The sequence below is a fragment of the Paenibacillus sp. 1781tsa1 genome (assembly GCF_024159265.1).
Taxonomy (GTDB): Bacteria; Bacillota; Bacilli; order Paenibacillales; family Paenibacillaceae; genus Paenibacillus.
Genome location: NZ_JAMYWY010000001.1, coordinates 6,462,024 through 6,480,374 on the forward strand (window position 1 = coordinate 6,462,024; position 18,351 = coordinate 6,480,374).

Genomic DNA, 18,351 nt, shown 5'->3' on the forward strand with positions numbered 1-18,351 from the left:
GCCATCCCGCCTTGAATAAAGGAGGATGACCTTGGTGTACATCATGCTACGAAATTACATATAAATATCAACAATCGTACGCTCAGTTGCACTGCGTGCTTGTCTGAACTCATCAAGCGAGATGCAGACTCCACCCTGACGGTAACGGTTTGCTGTACGCTCGGTTCGAATGTCTTTGCCGTTCACCGCTACACGGCTCACAGCACCTTCGTTCAAGTGATAGATAAACGTCACTGGCTCACCTGCATACTCGAATTCGAATTGCATGCCGTTCAGCTCAGCTGGCAATACCGGGTCAATGACCAGATCGCCGCCCTCTTGACGAATGCCAAGCGCATTGGAGATCAGCTGGTTCATGTAGATTCCAGGGCCGCTGGAGTAGATTCTCCATCCGCCTTTCACTTGTACAGTCCCTTTACGAAGCTGGTCAAAATGCTCCTGTGCCTCGTAACGCGTATTGAACTTGCCGTCGGAACTACTGAAGTACGAGTTCGCTTGACGAATCTCCGCGTTAGGCACAACCTCTCCGATGCCAACCGGGTTGATCATCGCAAGACCATTCCACACCTGATCTGTCTTGCCGAGCTTCGCCATCGCTTCTACGTAACGGATATGGGCGTGTACATATTGCAAACCAATCTCACGTCCGAAGTTGGATGCTTGCTCTGCACGTTTGAAGTGTGTGCTTACACCGCCAGCATATTGAGCCGGACGATTCATCAGACGTACGCCATCCGGGCACAGGAACTGTTCACGGATCAATGCGTAATGTGATTCTGCTTGCTCCGCATTCAGCAATTCACCGATCATGCTGCGCGTCATTGGCAACAGGCGATATTGAATGCCTGTCTCTGTGTCCGTTGGATGAAGCATCAGCTTCGCTTGGTCGGCTTCTTCCATGTAGACAAAGCCTGGAATCACATCTGTTCCCAGCATGTAACGGTTAAAGTCCTCACGAATGCCTTGTGCGAGTACGTCAAGCCCCTTCGCAAAGTCTGCATCCTTGAATTTCAGCGCTTGCGAGAGCACATTCACGGACTGATACGTCAATGCCACCGTCCAACTGCTCACCATGTATTGCTTCAGCTGTGCATTGGCTGGTTGGAGCGTATCATCCCAGTCGCCATCTCCGTAGGAAGACAGGAACGTATCGTGCAGGAAGTGCGAACGGATATATTCGATCTCTTTTTTCGCGTGATCCAGTACCGTTGCCGTCTCTTCCGTGAAGCCGAAGCTATGTTTAACAGTATAAGGTACTTTCTCATCCAGGATTGCATAATCGCGAGTCGCTGTCAGGTAATCCGCCAGAACTTTCAGCGGCCATACGATGATGTCACCATGGCTCTCTTCCTGTTGAATGGCAAAGTATTTATCAAACATGAACCATTGCGGCCAGTTGCCATCATCTTCATATTGGTGGGTATAGACCATTTTGATGATATCGCGAACTTGCTCATATTTTTGCGTTGCCATAAAGTATTCCACCGGACCTTGGCATACATCCCGTGTACCCCATGCCGCGCCGCCGTACTGCTCCAAACCGTGAGGTACGGAGTAGTGAACCAGCATGTTGTGGGTGTACCACCAAGCCAGCGCATTCACTTTGAACAGATCCTCTGCACTCTGACCTTCTCCACGGGACAAACGGAACCCGTTCATCACACCTGCGAAGAACTCGCGATATGCCTGCACTTCCTCTTCAAACGTCAGACTTGAAACTGCTGCCGCTCCGCCATCTGCTTGACCTTCCAATACCCCTTGTACCTTCAGCGTCCATTCAGCAGTTGCTTCCAGACTAAGCGTAACCAGCGATGCGGAACCACTGCGGATACCACTTGCCAGCAGCGTTTCGTCCCCTACATTTACAGCTGCACCGTCTACCGACATGCGATATTGAAGGTCTGGATACGTTCCTGCGCTAATCGCTTGTGGATCAGCCTTGAAGGTCAATGTATCGCCGTCCTGCGTCATATGCAGCGGATACTCGTATTCATTGACATTCATCGTAATTTGGTTCGTTACCAGGTAACGGTATGCCGTACCACTTGTGGAGCGTACGTTCATGCTTACTTCCGTCGTATGTGCACCTGTGTAATTGGTCACGATGATCGTGTCGGATTCGGTTTTGTAGATCCAGCGTGCATAGTTGAAGCCAATCTCGAACAGGGATGGCATTGTCAGCAGACGATATTGTCCGTCCATTTCCACATAGATGCGTTGTCCAGCCGTCTTCGGCACGTTCAAGGCATTGCGGGCATTACTGATCATTTTATTAAAATTGGTGTTACCAATAACGAGCTGTGAGTTGAAAATACCGTACATATATGATGTCGTCGTAATAACCTGTGCTCCAAGTTGCACGTTGCCACCACTCATTAGAATGTGACCGTGCGGACGCTCTACGAGCAATTCTTTTGCTTTCAGAACGATATGTTCGTAGCTGCCTGTGAAGAAGGACAACAGTTCCTCGCCGCTGTGCTCTTCCTGATGACGATCAGGGAACAGAGCATGAATCTCATCTTGCGTCAGATCGAGCGTAACCAGAGGTTCACCCAGGAAGGAGGACAGTTTCACCTGTTCCAACGTGTCGCCATTTTCCACAGTCAGAGCCTGTACTTCATTCCAAGCTGCTGTAACTTCATCTCCGAATTCAAGTGCAGAGATTCCTTCTGCATGATTAGGCTTCGCCAGTCCATAGAAGACCACCTGAGCCTCTCCGTTCAGATTCAGCAGTTCCGATTGCAATGCGGTATAGGCAAATTCATACTGATACGTCTCATTCGCCAACGTTGGGCGATTCAAGCTCTCTGGTTGATTCGTTTCCTTATACGACAGACCAAAGAATTGGAATCCATCTGTGGAATAACCGATTGCTTTCGTCAGGGAACCTTGTTGCATATACGGAAATGCACCGCCCTGAGGCTGGTTTTGACGGGAACACACCACATAACCTTTCGCTTCATCTTCAAACACCGTATGGTCAATGTATTGAGACAGATAAGCTTCATTGCTGCGTACCGCACCTGGATCAGCAAGACCTACATCCTGTCCATATACCACGTCTACATTTTGTTGTTGTCCTGTGAGCTTCACATCCCAGAACCAGACGCCTTGTGGTGTTGCCGTAAATACGACCTGATAGCCGATGCCCTGTTCACTACCTTCCGGCTGGACAGTGCCCTCCCAGATCAACTGGTTGCTGGACTGTGCTTTGCTTGTATTAACCTTGCTATTCGAACGTACACCGAGCAATGGGAACGAGCTGATGTTCTCTCCTTCGTGTACACGCAGGTACAGGTTGTTCAGAGATCCATCAATCTGGTTGCTGAGCAACTGGTTCAACATGGTTGTACCGGATGTCGCCTGGTATAGGTCGCCACTGTTCAAAAAAGTAAAGGATAACTCCCCGGCATTCAACAGGATCGGTTCATTAATCATCGTTGTCATAAGGTTCACTCCTAGAATTAGTATAAAATCGAAACGTTTCGATAAATCTGAAAAAGAATAGGGGCCTCTTCAAACCGGCCTTTTACAGCCCGTCCGGACGATAACCCCATCATTGAACTTTCACTTCAGCATGCTGGCATTTCCTTGGTTGTCAGACTCGGCCTAAACGGAACGTACAGAGCTGCGCTCGATCAGATTAATCGTTAACGTATATGAAGGGTCAACCGCTTCGCCATTGAGCATCTGGAATAACAGATGGCCGGCGAGCGACCCGGCTTCATGCTTCGGCTGGCGTATCGTTGTCAGCGGTGGACGAACATATTCCGACAACTGAATATCATCAAAACCGATTACGGAAATGTCATTCGGCACCGATATACCTCGCTCTTCCAATGCTTTCAGGCCGCCAATGGCCATCTCATCGTTACCGTAAAATACCGCTGAGGGAAGATCACCCTGCATCATCATCATTTTGGTAGCACTGTATCCACCCTCACGCACAAAGTTGCCGTTCAGACGCCATTTGGACTTTTCTTCAAGTCCCGCTTCCCGCATCGCTCGCAGATACCCTTGGTAACGGAGCGCGTTGTCATACGAGTTGGATGGGCCACTAATATAAGCAATCTTCTGATGTCCAGCCTGGATCAGATGGTGCGTAGCAAGATAACCGCCTTGCTCTCCATCCACCAGCACGTTGACCAAATGGTCACTCGACAGTTGACGATCCATCACAATGATCGGAAAGCGCTGTCCGGCAGATTCCACCAGAATATCATCATGGATGTTATGCGCCAGGATGATGGCTCCGTCTACTCTTTTTTCACGCAAAAATCTCACTGCCGTTGAATCCCGTCCACCCATGGAGCTGCACGCAATCAGGTCGTACCCGTTCGCGAGGGCCACATCCTGTACACTACGGATCAACTCCGAGTAATACGGGCCCGACAGATCGGTCAGAATCAAAGCGATCGTGTTCGTCCGGCTCCGCTTCAGGTCCATGGCAAAGCCGTTCTTGCGGTAATTCAGTTCTCGTGCTGCCTCAAGCACTTTAGCCTTGGTCTTGGCACTAACCTTGCTATCCCCGCTCAGCGCATAGGAAGCAGTCGAGAGTGCTACACCTGCCAGCTTTGCCACATCCTTAATCGTTGCCATTCCACGTTCGCTCCTTCTAAACTAGAACAAATTCTAAGGTTATCTACATTTTATACGATACATGGTCAGAACAACCACTTAATCCTATATTATCGTGTTATTAATCTTTGTACATATCATAGCTATGGATGTCAATCGAAACGTTTCGAGGTGTTCTCAAAAAAAATCCTTGTCTCCATCCTTACGGCACCATGGTTGAATGTGCCCCGTTCCAGTCCGTACCATTCGTGATGGTCTTAACACGTCTTTCAATCTGACGCCCTCTGACCAGTTTGTGCCTAACGCAATGAAACTGGCAGTAAACGCCAGATTGAAACGTTTCGACATTTTCATTATAGTCGGTGTTGATAGCGATTTCAACCACTTTATCCATTTTTCACAGAAAAATATGAATTGTCCAATCTGTCCATCCACGTCACTTCATTATAGTATATACTGCATAATAGTCGAGATCCGAGAATTACGCCAGTATACAAAGGGCATGAGACGAATTATGCCCCTGCTGACTTTATGTAAGGAGACAGTTATCTAATGAATATTTTCAAGCCCACGTATCATCAAAAATCGCTGTCCCGCCCCATTTCCTTGCAGAAGATTCAGTCTGTACCCGTTGCCCTGTTCAAGCTGTGCCATCTGGTGCAGCTTCACGACCGCGAAGTATTCTCTCGCATAGATGAAATGTGGAACACACTTCATGTACTATACATCGTTACTGCTGGACAGGCCAGGATAATTAGTGCAGAGGGAAAACTCACATTAAATGCAGGCTCCGCAGTCGTTCGGCAAGCCGGAAACCTGCTTCAGCACGAGAACAAGCGCGGCTCTCTGTCGCCAATACAGGGCATTGCGATTGCTTTTGATTCCACTGAAAATGAACAGCTATCCTGGCCTTTCGGGTTACCAGCCCCCATTGTGAGCCGCAATCTCACTGACAAGGCAGTGGAGCTGGTTCAAGCCTGTTCGAAAGGCCATGATTCCAGCCCTTTCAGGCCACATATGCTGTTCTATGAGTTACTGGACATCTTGCAAGATCATGTAGCCTATTCTGCTCATGAAGATCATTCCTGGCTCGATAACGTACTCAGACATATCCATCAGATGTATACACATCCGCTGACCCGCGAACAATTGGCACGAGATGCCAATGTGAGTCCCGAGCATTTCTCACGGGAGTTCAAGAAACATACTGGTCTTACTTTTGTTGAATATGTGACTCGTCTCAGAATCAGGATGGCCCAAGAGCATCTGTTGATCGCGAATCCTACGCTACAGGAAATTGCACAATTGACAGGCTACAGGGACACTTTCTATCTGAGCCGCAAATTCAAACAGATGGTTGGCTCTGCACCAACTCACTACCGGAAAATGCCCAAGAAGGTTGTATCCTTGACTTACAACTATACGGCTTCACTTCTGGCACTGGGCCACATCCCCCACATGGGCGCCGTAGCAAGCTGGATGGAAGATACACGGGGAGAACATAAGCGTGATCACTTTGAACAGCATTCCGAGTATGAGCTGGTTAAACATCCAGAGCTGATTGAAAATGCTCATCCTGATGTCATTATCGGGTATGCACCACATCCCGGTTCTGATGAACTACGTGTGATTGCCCCAACCATTCTGATGCCCTTTGAAGAACTCGATTGGCAGGAGCAACTTCTTCATCTGGGCCGAATTACCGGGCTTGAGTCCAATGCACGGGCGTTATTGAATCGATATCATCAACTTGAACAAGAGGCCAATCATGTGTTGGATCAATGGATGGAAGGAACACGCGGGTCCGCCGTTTGCATGTTTATGATCGGAGAGGACGGCGCTTATATCTATGGTCATGGCTGGGGCAGAGCTTCCCATGTGCTGTATCAATCCCTTGGTTTCACCCCACCCTCACAGATGGTGCAGGATGGGCAGTTACTAACAGGGTACGTTCATGTTCCGTTGTCCGAGATTCACTTGTATGCAGCAGATCACATGTTTGTTGCCTACCCTGAGGAACCCTCCGAGCGAGAAAGGCTGGATAACCTGCTCAATCAGGAATCCTGGAGTACCCTCCCCGCCGTTCGTGAAGGACGGGTATACGAGATCGATGCCGACACGTTTTACGGATTTGATCCCTTGTCCGTTATGGAGCAATTGCAGCGTATAATGCATCACCTGACATCATAATTGTCCATGTGATAGTGATCATAGTTGTCCATGTACAAAACTCACGTCTTCCTCTATGTTATTAATGAGAATAATAATCATTATTGATTATACATAGGGGGAACAAGGATATGTTTGCTGCAAAAAAACGCTTTTCCGGCTTGCTGCTTATGCTCGCCATCATTATGATTCTGGCTGCTTGTAGCAGCGGAACAGGCTCCACTGCCACCGAACAGACATCGGCAGCGGGAACCGAAACAACAACAGCCTCTTCCGAGACGAACACAGACACGTCGTCCGGTTCGGACAATTCGAATGCTACGCGAATCTACAAGTCATTAAGCGGGGATGTTGAAATTCCGGCTGAACCGAAACGGATCGTGACGGATATGTACGTAAGTGATCTGCTTGCACTGGGTGTGAAACCTGTTGGTGCTGTTCAATATTATTTGGAAAACCCGTTCTATGCAGAACAGGTGGAGGGCATTGAAAGTATCGGTGATCGGGCAGCGGTATCGATGGAGAAGGTCATTGCCATGAACCCGGATCTGATCATTACCTACTCCGACCAAGCCAGTGAAATTGAGAGTTATCAAAAGATCGCACCTACCGTAGTGATTCCTTATGGTACATTCACCAATGTACATGACGAAATTCGGGGATTCGGACAGCTGATGAACAAATCCGAAGCAGCCGAAGCTTGGCTGAAAACGTACGACGAACGGATTGAAGCCGCTCGTGCTAAGGTGAAAACCGTCATCAAACCGGAGGAAACCTTCTCCATCCTTGAAGTATCCGACAAGAGTTATTATGGATATGGAGACAATTTTGGTCGAGGAGGACAAGCGGTCTACAGTGCTCTGCAACTTGCCCCACTCGAGATCACCAAAAAAGAACTGATGGGTGATACCCAGTGGAAAGAGATTTCGCGTGAAGTTGTTGGTGATTATGCAGGGGATCATATCTTCTTGACCGTTGGGGAGAACAATAAAAATTACCAAGGTGACTCCATCTGGCAATCCCTGCCGGCAGTGAAAAACAATCAGGTGTACGAATTACTGGAAGACCGTTACTGGTACTTCGACCCGATTGCGATTCAAGGTCAGGCTGAAGAATTCGCCGATATGATCGTAGAACGTGCCGAGCAAAATCGTAAATAACATAAGCATGAATACAGGTGTCCGGATAGGCTGATCAGCCTGCTCGGGCATTTGTGTCATATCAAGGAGGACTTACATATGCTTCGCCGTTTTATGTCTTATTATCGTCCTTATAAAAGGCTCTTTATATTGGATTTCTCCTGTGCCATCGCCGTCGCGCTGCTGGAGCTGGCCTTTCCACTCGCTGTGAACCGAGTGGTGGATCAACTGCTTCCGGCCGGCAACTGGTCCATGATCTTGGCGGCATGTGTGGGATTGCTCGGCATCTACCTGCTCAGTTCCTTTTTCCATTATGCAGTCACCTATTGGGGCCACAAGCTCGGTATTAACATCGAATCCGATATGCGGCGTGAACTGTTCCAGCGTGTACAGAAGCAGTCCTTCCGTTTCTTCGATAACAATAAGACCGGGCACCTGGTCTCCCGTATGACCAACGATCTGATGGATATTGGTGAGATCGCGCATCACGGACCCGAGGACTTATTCATTGCCTTCATGACACTCGCCGGAGCTTTCGGCATTATGCTGGGAATCAACTGGCAGCTCGCTGTGATGACGTTTATCATTGTGCCGCTGATGATCTACCTGTCGCTGTACTTCAGTCGCAAAATGTCCAAGGCGTTCAAGCGCATGTTTGCAGATATCGCCGATTATAATGCACGGGTAGAGAACAATGTGAGCGGCATCCGTGTGGTACAGGCTTTTGCCAATGAAAAGCATGAAGTAGGCCGTTTCGTTGAGAACAACGAACGTTTCCGACTCACCAAACTAATCACCTACCGCATTATGGCCTGGAACTCTTCACTCAGTTTTATTCTGATGAAATTTGTATCGCTGTTTGTACTGGTATGTGGAACCTGGTTTGTCATTCAAGGAAGTATGACTTACGGGGAGTTCATCGCTTTTGTAATGCTATCCAATGTATTCCTCGGGCCAATCGAGAAGATTAACTCCGTCATTGAGACGTATCCCAAAGGCATCGCCGGTTTCAGACGTTATCTGGAGCTGCTTGAGGCCGTACCGGATGTAGAAGACACACCACAGGCAGAACCAATTCCGGATGTGAAAGGCGATATTGCCTTCCATAACGTTACCTTTTCTTATGGTGAACATAAACCCACACTGTCTGAGGTCAACCTTAATGTTCAGGCAGGCCAGACAGTCGCTCTGGTTGGACCTTCAGGAGGGGGCAAAACGACGCTATGCAGTCTAATCCCACGTTTCTACGATGTGGATGCGGGACATATCTCCATTGATGGCATTCCAGTGAAGGACATGACGCTGGAATCACTGCGCTCCCATATCGGGATTGTGCAGCAGGATATTTTCCTGTTTGACGGAACGATTCGTGAAAATATTGCATACGGCAAGCTATTTGCTTCCGATGAAGAAATCTGGCAAGCCATTCGCCGAGCACAACTGGAAGAACTGGTACAATCCCAGCCAGATGGACTGGACACCATGATTGGTGAACGTGGCGTAAAACTCTCCGGCGGACAGAAGCAACGTCTATCCATCGCAAGAATGATCCTGAAGAACCCGCCTATTCTCATTTTGGATGAAGCCACTTCCGCACTTGATACCGAGACGGAAGCAGCCATTCAACTGGCCTTGTCCGAGCTGGCTCAGGGACGTACGACATTGGTGATTGCCCATCGACTGGCGACGATCAGACACGCCGATCGAATCGTGGTGGTGGAGAACGGTAGCGTCGCTGAACAAGGAAGCCATGAAGAACTGCTCGCGCGTAAAGGCTCGTATAGCCGACTGCATCAAGCCCAGTTTGGTTAAGTAGCATGCCCTAACAATAGCAACCATCGAAAAAACCAAATACGGAATGAAAACAACCTTCCCTCTGCAAACGAGGTGAAGGTTGTTTTATTCATTTCAGATATCCTTTGGATTTCCAGAACCGCTTCGCAAATGATTCAGCAGCGTACGGTGGCTCTCCATTCAGTAGATCTTCATTCGCTTGAATGAGCACTTGGCGTCCACGTTCCAGCAATTGAACGGCATGCAGTAACTGAGAGCCGCCAATATAATGAATTTCAAGCAACAACGGTTCTTCTTCCTCATCCTCGTTATTCTGAGCCGAGTATTCGATCAACACACTTTCCGAGCCGTCCGCATGTTGGTGCAGGGTATAATAGTATTTCTCCACCTGGGTCTCCCCTTGAGCATCCACATACTCTCTTCCAATACGTAGCATGGCTGGCTGGGGAACACCATTAAACATCTGACCTGCTTGTCGAAATGCAAAATATAACTCTCCAATCCACAGTCCGTGCCGATCATCATCATAATAATCGTCATATGGCTCCACGACAGGCAGTGCTAATAAATCATGGATCAGTTGGTGCGAAATTAAGGAACGGGCATACTGATAATTCGATACAGACTGCAACAAGTTGCTCCATCCTTGCTCGCTTAACTGCTGAATATCAGCAGGTGAGTTCTCCGAGAATACGTTCCATTCCGAATTCTCATTGTGCAGATAACGATATGATCCTGAGATCATCCAGACAGGTTTACCCGGTTGTACGATATGTTTATCAGGAGAGTTGGAACCTTGATCTGTTGGCTCCATCTTAAGCAACAATGCACAATTGTGGTCATTCTGAAAATACAGACTGCGAAAATACCCCTCCGTATGCTCATCTCCATAGACCGATACTCGGCAAAATTGCTTATCCAACCAAAATTCATAGCTGTTCAATAACTCATCCTCCTCTCTTACAGGCAACAAAGATGGATGAGTAAGACGCTCTATGTTCTCAGCGGTAATCCGATGATCTTCGAACCAATCCGGCACATCTGGCTCTGATTGTTCAGCATGAATGTACTTTCGATTGATTACAGGTTGTCCCTGCTGCAGCCTCCTTAACATTTCTTCTCGCCAAGGAAACGGCTCTGTATCTTCATCAATCACACATTCAGGAACCAATAACGTCAACATGTCAGAGCCCCGCCATGGTCCGAGATCCTCCCATTCTTCAAGCTGACGCTTCACATTACGCTGTCCTTGAACCTGAATCTTATATTGCTCGGTACTTACCAGCAATCCACCTTCTACATTCCCTCTCACTGTCAATTCTCCATGGTTATAATCCCCCCAGAACATATCCTCCACATAGAGATTACCTGTAATATATATTTCCTGCCCACCCACGATCATATAGGGCGTTATGAGATTCCCAAGTACAACCAGATTTGAACTGGCCGCGTCGGAACTTGTATTGCCAATATAACGATCCACTGTCAGATTTCCGTCAACTAAGATCAAAAAAGGTCCTTCATCCAACAACAGTTCACTGATATGAAGGTCGCCAGAATGTAACCATACTTCCTCGGTTTCAAATTCTCCGTTGTGCGCTTCATTCTGAGTGTACATCCAACTTTCCTGAGGCAACTTCGTTTGTATATCTGCAAAAGACACCTTGTGACCTATCTGATGTATGGACATGTCCTGACACTCCTCATCCAATAATATATGGATAGAATCTATCTAATCTACAGATAGGACACTACCCATTTTTATTATACTAGAGGAAATATACACCATACCATAACAAAAACCCTCACCCAAGTAGAATGAAGGTTGAACTTGTGAACGACAACAGCCCCAAGCCTATTAAATACATATATGATCTAGTCCATTCTTATCAATTTCCACCCAGAATTGCGTTTGCCCGCTCACGGAAAATTTTCGCCGCCTTCTCAGGTGTAATTTTGCCAAACAACAGCAGATCATACAACTCCCGCAGCACCGCAGTGACCTCGGGTGCACCTACAGGATCAGGCGGGTCCATCTGGCTGCTGTGATCGGCAACCCAATCAATATAATCAAACACCTGCGCCAGCTCCGGTTCAACCACCAGCTTCATCCGCTCTTTGACACGGGATGAGACAGGCACACCCCGCTCTCCTTTCAGCAACAGATTGGCATCCAAATCATTTACGAAGAAGCTGATGAACTTGGCCGCTTCCTCCTTATTCCTGGAATTGCCCGCGATGGAGAAAAACATGCCTGGCTTCAAAAACAACCCATCCTGGCTGTTTGGCCCAGGCATCGGGGATATCGTTAAGGGTTTGCCATAACGCTGAGTGGTGCTGATAAATTGGTTGGAATACCCCCAGCTAAACAAAGCCTCTCCCAGATAAAACGGGTCGTTGTCGGGTTGGCCAATGTCGGATGTCCAGATATCCGGTGCAAAAATAAGTTTCTTCTCCGCGAGCTGCTGCATCCTGCCAAAGTAATCAATAAACAATCCATCATCCTCATAACCCAACCTCTTGCCATCCACGGCGTATAGCTTGGAACCATACTGTCTCAAGTAATACGCAAAAAACTGTTCCGGCGTGAAATAAGTTCCCAGATAAATGCCTTTCCCCAGCAATTGCTCGCCCATACGGTCAAAATCCGCCCATGTCCACGTATCCGTCGGCAATTCAATATCATTGGCCTTCAACACTTCCGGATCATAGATACTGAGCATGGCGTTAACCCCCAAACTGAGACCATAGGTTTTGCCATTCAGGCTACCACTCTCCAGCTGTTCCTTCTCAATATCTGTCGTGTCAATCAGTCCGTTCTGCATGTACGGCGTCATATCCTCCAACAGTTGCAACGAGCTGTACTGGGACAGATAGGAGATGTCCATCTGGATAATATCGGGCAACGCATTGCCTGCTGCATGTGGGGCAAGTTTTCTCCAGTACTCGTTGAAGCTGCTATATTCGTATTCAATGTTTACATGTGGGTTCAACTTCTCATACAGATCGATAACGGCGATTGTTGCATTGTTGCGAAACTCCCCACCCCACCAAGCGATTCGCAGCGTTATCGGCTCTTCGTCAACGATCATGCCTGGCCTTTGATCCAGTTGGCTCACGCAGCCAGGAAGAGTCAGCAGAAGACAGATCATGCCTATGGATCGCAATAATCTTCTCATGGCCTATCCTCCTTACCTGGTGATGGGGGTGGCAGCAGCACCGTTACTCTCGTTCCAAGCCCCGGCCTGCTCTCCAGCAGAACATCATATTCTTCGCCAAAAGCCAGACGTACCCGCTCCCTGATATTCAGCAAACCAATACCTGTTCCTCTGGTCTTCACTTCACCATGCAGCACTTGTTCCACATATTCGGGTTCCATACCGGGACCGTGATCCTCCACGATCAGGGCCAGCTTGCCACCTGAAATCTCGGCATACACTCGAATCAGACATGATCCAACCTGTGGTTCCAATCCGTATTGAATGGCATTCTCCAGTAATGGCTGTAGGGTTAACTTGGGAATGGCACATTCCAGATAAGGAGCGGGCACATCCAAGCGAAAATCCAGCCGCTGCCGGAAACGGTAGGTCTGAATGGTGATGTAATGGCTGACGATCTCCAGCTCTTCGGCAAGGGTAATGATATTTTGCCTGAAGCTGATGGAGGAGCGCAGTAAATACCCGAGTGACAGCACCATACTGGAGATTTGCTCCTGCCTGTTCTTTTTGGCGAGCCAATGGATTGAATCCAGCGCATTATACAGAAAGTGTGGATTGATCTGCGCCTGAAGCGCCTTAAACTCCGTTTCTTTAATGACCAGCTGGCTTGCATAATTTTCTTTGATCAATGTATTGATATGTGTAATCATCATTCGATACGTACGCTGTAATAACCCCAGTTCATCCATGTGCTGGTGTGTTGGAATGGACAGATTGGCATCCATATTCTCCAGATCCCCATACTGAACCTCCTTCATCTGACTGATGAGCTGCCTGATCGGCCTTGTCAGACTGCGTGCGAACACCATACCAAGCGCGAGGACAACCAGAATGGCGATAAGATATACGACAATCAGACTATTTTTCAACCATATGATACGTTCAAAAATCTCATCATAAGAGGCCATATTATAATAAACCCAGCCGGTATAGGCGGATTTTTTCTGGGAAAGGAATATCTCCCTCCCATCCAGATTTTTGACCTCATATCCTCCACTGCCTGGAAGTGGATTGAGCCCCGCGGACACCGCTTCTGGAAGCTGACGATAAGGATAGACCACCTCACTGCCTGCTTTTAAAATAATGTCACTGTCCCGGCTATCCATGCCCGTATACTCCTCAACGAGCCGCTCAATATTAATACGCAGAAACAGTATGCCTACCGGTTCCAGGGTCATCGGTTCGTAGGCCCGCACCTGACGCACCATAACCAGCATCGGGTCATCGTCATCCGGGTACAGCCAGCGTACCGCACCATTAGCCTGCTCCGCCGCCTCAATCATCCGATCATATTTTTCAGGGGATACGGTTAGTGTTTCGCCATATTTATTCACTCTTCCCCTGGAATCAATCAGATGAACGGACTGCACATATCGTGCAGCCCCACTAATATGCTCCCATAGCCGATCTGTGATCTTCTTCCGTTCAATAAAGCTTGAATACGCGCTATCATCATCCAGCAAAGACTTCAAGGCCCTCTGAATCTGTGTATCAGAGATCACGTTCAGTGATAACGCTTCCAACTTTTGGAGTTCAACATCCACTGTAGACGAGGAAAGGTTCAGAAGACGAGACGACTTATCAAAAAGCTGTTTGTCATACACCGAATACGTATAGTACAAGGAACCAAACGCCAGGATGATGATAAACGCCATCATGACCATGATCATCAGAAACATTTTCATTTTGATGCTGAGTTTGCGGTAGGCTGTCATGACCAAAGCGCTCCTTTGAACCACGTGATACTACTAGGTATATCACATACAGGAAGGTTTTCCCAAAGTTTTAGCGCTCGATGTCTCACGGTTTATTTGGACTGATATCGGTCATAAGCCGCCTGATGAACCTCAATCGCCCGCTCAATGTCCATGCTCTTGATGGTGTCGGTCATCTTGTCAAATTCAGTGATTGGTTTCTGTCCGCTAATGATGGCTGTCATCGTCTCATTCAAATACGTATTCACCTGGCTCATGATGGACGTACTTGTGGTTACCTCTTCTGTAGACAAGCGAATTGGAGGGAGTGTTAAGGCCGAGCTTGCTTTCATCCATTCCGCATTCGCTGCACGCTGTCCGTCGTCAAATAATAAGGCATCCAGGTAACGGCTATCCTGATTGATTGGACCGTCCATAATGGACAAGGCATAGGAAGCCAATGCCTGATCATACGTCAGACCGTTTGCATTATCAATGATGGTATCTGTGAATTTCACACCTTCTCCGTCCCGAACATAACTGTCATTCTCGATACCAAAGTTGAACAGATCACTACCCTCTTCGCTATAGTTGTAGTCCATCCATTGCACAATATATTTCAATTTATCTTCGTCTGCAGAAGCCGTAATAGCCTCACCATAACTTAGGACCTTATTCTCCAGATTAAAGGTAGCATACGAAGTTCCATCCGCAGATACGGGCCACGGTACACCGGTTAGGTTAAAGTTCGGATCGGTATCTCTCATCAGATTGAAGTATTTCCCCATACCACTGAATACACCGCCCTGATATGCGCCTGCCAGATTGCTGGTGACCTTATAGTCGAACGCTTTGCCGTCATTGGTCATGATCTCGGGATCAATCAGCCCTTCCTTGTACCACTTGGCCATGGTCTCCAGAAAATCACGGTAACCCGGCTGAATTGGTCCAAACTCCACCTTGTCTCCATTCAACTGGAAGCCACCAATGACACCAAAGGCCGCCGCAAAATCATGGAGCTTGGTTAGGTTGCCCGGTCCCCAGTTGCCGGTGAATGGCAGCTCATCTGGCTTGCCATTGCCGTTAGGGTCCTGTTCCTTGAATGCCTTGAGTACCGTATACCACTCATCGATGTTGGTAGGTACCTTGAGATTCAGTTGATCGAGCCAATCCTGGCGCATAATCAAACCGGAAGTGGCATTCAGTTTCAATGCATCCAGCTTCAGCAGCGGAAACATATAGATCGTTCCATCGTCGAGTGCAATCTGCTTCTTCACATCCGGATCGGATTCAATGATCCGCTTCAAGTTCGGTGCATAACTGTCGATCAATTCATTTAATCGGATGATCCGGCCGTCCTTGATCATTTTTTCCGGTCCGCCAACCGCATCGGCCCAGTTATAATAAATAACGTCCGGCAGCTCCTTTGTGGAGATCAACAGATTGAATTGGTCACGCTGTTGTCCAAGCGGAGGATGTGTGAACTTCACTTGGATACCCGTCAACTTCTCCTTCTCCTTGTAAGCGGCCATATCGCCAAAATTGTTCAAGGAAGCTGTCAGTTTGGCGTCATTGGCGCGCCAGTAGTCAATGGTAAATGGCTCACTTGTAATTGGTAGCGGTATCTCCGTCAACGCCTGAACTGCAGGTTCTGTTCCTTCTGCCGGCTCTGCGTTACCTGGTTCATTATCCCCCGTACAGCCCGCCAGCAAAGACATGGTAAGTAGCGATGACAACAGGATGGACCCCATTCTTTTTTTCACGTAATTCGCCTCCATAGGATACATTTTTTATTGTTTCACAGCACCGATTAGAGCGCCCTGAACAAAATAACGTTGGATGAATGGATATACCAGCATAATCGGCAGCGTGGAGATAATAATGGTCGCATATTTGATGTTCTCCCCAATGGCAAAGCCGGTATCGGCGCCAGCACCCATGGCCTCCGTACTGCTGCTGATCAGAATATCACGCATAATAATCTGAATCGGATATAACTCTTGACTGCGTAGATAGAGCATTGGCCCGACATAATCATTCCAATGGTCAACCGCATAATACAGCATCATGACCGCCAGGATTGGCTTTGACAAAGGCAGTACGATTCGGAACAAAATCAGAAAGTCATTGGCGCCATCAAGCTTCGCCGATTCGATCAGACTGATCGGAATGCCTTCAAAGTTTGTTTTCATAATGAGGAAATAAAATGTGCTGATGGCACCCGGAATAATAAGCGCAAAACGGGTATCCACCATCCCGAGATTTTGAATCAGCAGAAAAGTCGGGATCATGCCCCCGCCGAAAAACATCGTGAACGTAATCAACTTCATCAACGTTTTTCTGCCCATCAGATCACTGCGTGATAACCCATATGCTGCCAGCGAAGTCATGAGCAGATTGATGGCTGTACCCACCACAACATAGAACAAGGTGTTCATATATCCCGTATAGATGCGAGTATCCTGAAATACCGACTTGTACGCTCCCAGCTGGAACCCTTCAGGAATGAGCATCAGTGACCGGGAACGCAGCATCTGATCCGGATCGCTGATGGAAGAATTGAACACGTACAGCATCGGGTAAAAGCATAAAATCATGATGACCAAGAGCAGCAGGGTATTAAATACATCAAAAACTCGTTCCCCTATAGACTGTTTCATCGCTTCACCTTCCAATTACCAGAGACTGGTTGAGTTAAGCTTTCTGCTGATTGCATTCGCAATAATGAGCAGCGCGAAATTAATGACGCCGTTAAATAGTCCGATGGCGGTTGAATACGTATAGTTCCCCTCCAAAATACCGGAACGATAAACAAAGGTGGATATGACATCCGATGTCTCATAGGTCGGTGCCGTTTGCATCAGTAATATTTTCTGAAAATCCGCGTTCATGACCGCCCCCATACGCAGAATTAACATGATCACAATTGTGGGCATGATGCCCGGCAGTGTAATATGTAACAGCTGTCTCCAGCGGCCTGCGCCGTCAATTTTGGAAGCTTCATACAACTGAGGATCAATACCACTTAGTGCTGCCAAAAAGATAATCGAGGCCCAGCCTGCGCCCTGCCATATGTTGGACAGGATGTACATCGGACGGAACATATCTTTTTCCGCCAAAAACATAATTGGCTGCAGATCAAAAAAGTCACGAATGACGTTAAATAACCCACCGTCCAGAGATGAGAACGTTTTCAACATTCCAACCACGACGACAACCGAAATAAAATGCGGCATATAACTGATGGTCTGTACTGCACCTCTGAACCACTTCTTCCGGACTTCATTCAGCAACAGTGCTAGTAGAATCGGAGCCGGGAAACCAAACACAATACTGTAAAAACTCAAAATCAGTGTGTTCTTAATCAGTCGCCAGAAATAATAACTTTCAAAAAACATGGTGAAGTTATCAAATCCGACCCATTCGCCTGCCAAGATTCCTTTGATCGGGTTGTAGGATTCCTGAAATGCCATCAGTAGCCCGTACATTGGCCCATAGCTGAAAATCAGATAGTAGGCTACCACAGGAACGAGCATCAGATAAACGTATCTGTTGCGGACAAGTTCCTTTTTCACCGAACTCCATTTGCTAGCTGGCTTCAAACGCCCAGGTTCAATCCCCCGGCTTCGATTCAGCTCCATCCACTCAACCTCCACTCTCGATGTTCATTCATTCACATGACACTTCTAATGATAGAATCGAGCGCCTTTTCTTCCCATGCTCATTTCCGTTAAAAGCATGTTCAAAACCGAGTTCCGT

General features: G+C 47.7%; 11 protein-coding genes. 3 read left to right on the top strand and 8 right to left on the bottom strand.

All coding sequences use genetic code 11. From position 1 onward, the window contains the following. Nucleotides 1-54: 54 nt before the first annotated feature. Nucleotides 55-3,447 carry a GH36-type glycosyl hydrolase domain-containing protein gene (locus NKT06_RS28980; RefSeq protein WP_253441410.1) on the bottom strand — a complete coding sequence of 1,131 codons (3,393 nt, stop codon included), beginning with the start codon at nucleotides 3,445-3,447 and terminating at the stop codon, nucleotides 55-57. Between the two features lie 162 nt (nucleotides 3,448-3,609). Next, nucleotides 3,610-4,599, bottom strand: coding sequence for a LacI family DNA-binding transcriptional regulator (locus NKT06_RS28985; RefSeq protein ID WP_253441412.1), 990 nt, complete (start codon nucleotides 4,597-4,599; stop codon nucleotides 3,610-3,612). 531 nt (nucleotides 4,600-5,130) lie between these two features. Here NKT06_RS28985 and NKT06_RS28990 point away from each other — a divergent pair. From NKT06_RS28990 to NKT06_RS29000, 3 genes are all read left to right on the top strand, one after another. Then, nucleotides 5,131-6,768 (top strand): ABC transporter substrate-binding protein, encoded by a 1,638-nt coding sequence (locus NKT06_RS28990; protein ID WP_253441414.1) that lies wholly within the window; start codon nucleotides 5,131-5,133, stop codon nucleotides 6,766-6,768. Between the two features lie 110 nt (nucleotides 6,769-6,878). Beyond that, entirely contained in the window at nucleotides 6,879-7,907 is a 1,029-nt protein-coding gene (locus tag NKT06_RS28995; RefSeq protein WP_253441416.1) for an iron-hydroxamate ABC transporter substrate-binding protein, read from the top strand. 78 nt (nucleotides 7,908-7,985) lie between these two features. Continuing rightward, entirely contained in the window at nucleotides 7,986-9,698 is a 1,713-nt protein-coding gene (locus NKT06_RS29000; RefSeq protein ID WP_253441417.1) for an ABC transporter ATP-binding protein, read from the top strand. 91 nt (nucleotides 9,699-9,789) lie between these two features. Here the strand turns inward: NKT06_RS29000 and NKT06_RS29005 are convergent, their stop codons facing one another. The 6 genes from NKT06_RS29005 to NKT06_RS29030 form a co-directional block, all read right to left on the bottom strand. After that, nucleotides 9,790-11,370 (bottom strand): hypothetical protein, encoded by a 1,581-nt coding sequence (locus NKT06_RS29005; RefSeq protein ID WP_253441419.1) that lies wholly within the window; start codon nucleotides 11,368-11,370, stop codon nucleotides 9,790-9,792. A gap of 199 nt (nucleotides 11,371-11,569) precedes the next feature. Next, nucleotides 11,570-12,859 carry an ABC transporter substrate-binding protein gene (locus NKT06_RS29010; RefSeq protein ID WP_253441421.1) on the bottom strand — a complete coding sequence of 430 codons (1,290 nt, stop codon included), beginning with the start codon at nucleotides 12,857-12,859 and terminating at the stop codon, nucleotides 11,570-11,572. Beyond that, on the bottom strand, nucleotides 12,856-14,613 hold the full coding sequence (locus NKT06_RS29015) for a sensor histidine kinase (protein WP_253441424.1): 1,758 nt from the start codon (nucleotides 14,611-14,613) through the stop codon (nucleotides 12,856-12,858). Before NKT06_RS29015 ends, NKT06_RS29010 begins: the two co-directional genes overlap by 4 nt. A 92-nt stretch (nucleotides 14,614-14,705) precedes the next feature. Continuing rightward, complete coding sequence (locus NKT06_RS29020) at nucleotides 14,706-16,355, bottom strand: type 2 periplasmic-binding domain-containing protein (RefSeq protein ID WP_253441426.1); 1,650 nt, start codon at nucleotides 16,353-16,355, stop codon at nucleotides 14,706-14,708. A gap of 27 nt (nucleotides 16,356-16,382) precedes the next feature. Further along, complete coding sequence (locus NKT06_RS29025; RefSeq protein WP_105600198.1) at nucleotides 16,383-17,252, bottom strand: carbohydrate ABC transporter permease; 870 nt, start codon at nucleotides 17,250-17,252, stop codon at nucleotides 16,383-16,385. A gap of 15 nt (nucleotides 17,253-17,267) precedes the next feature. After that, nucleotides 17,268-18,128, bottom strand: coding sequence for an ABC transporter permease (locus tag NKT06_RS29030; RefSeq protein WP_235193717.1), 861 nt, complete (start codon nucleotides 18,126-18,128; stop codon nucleotides 17,268-17,270). Between the last annotated feature and the right edge of the window lie 223 nt (nucleotides 18,129-18,351).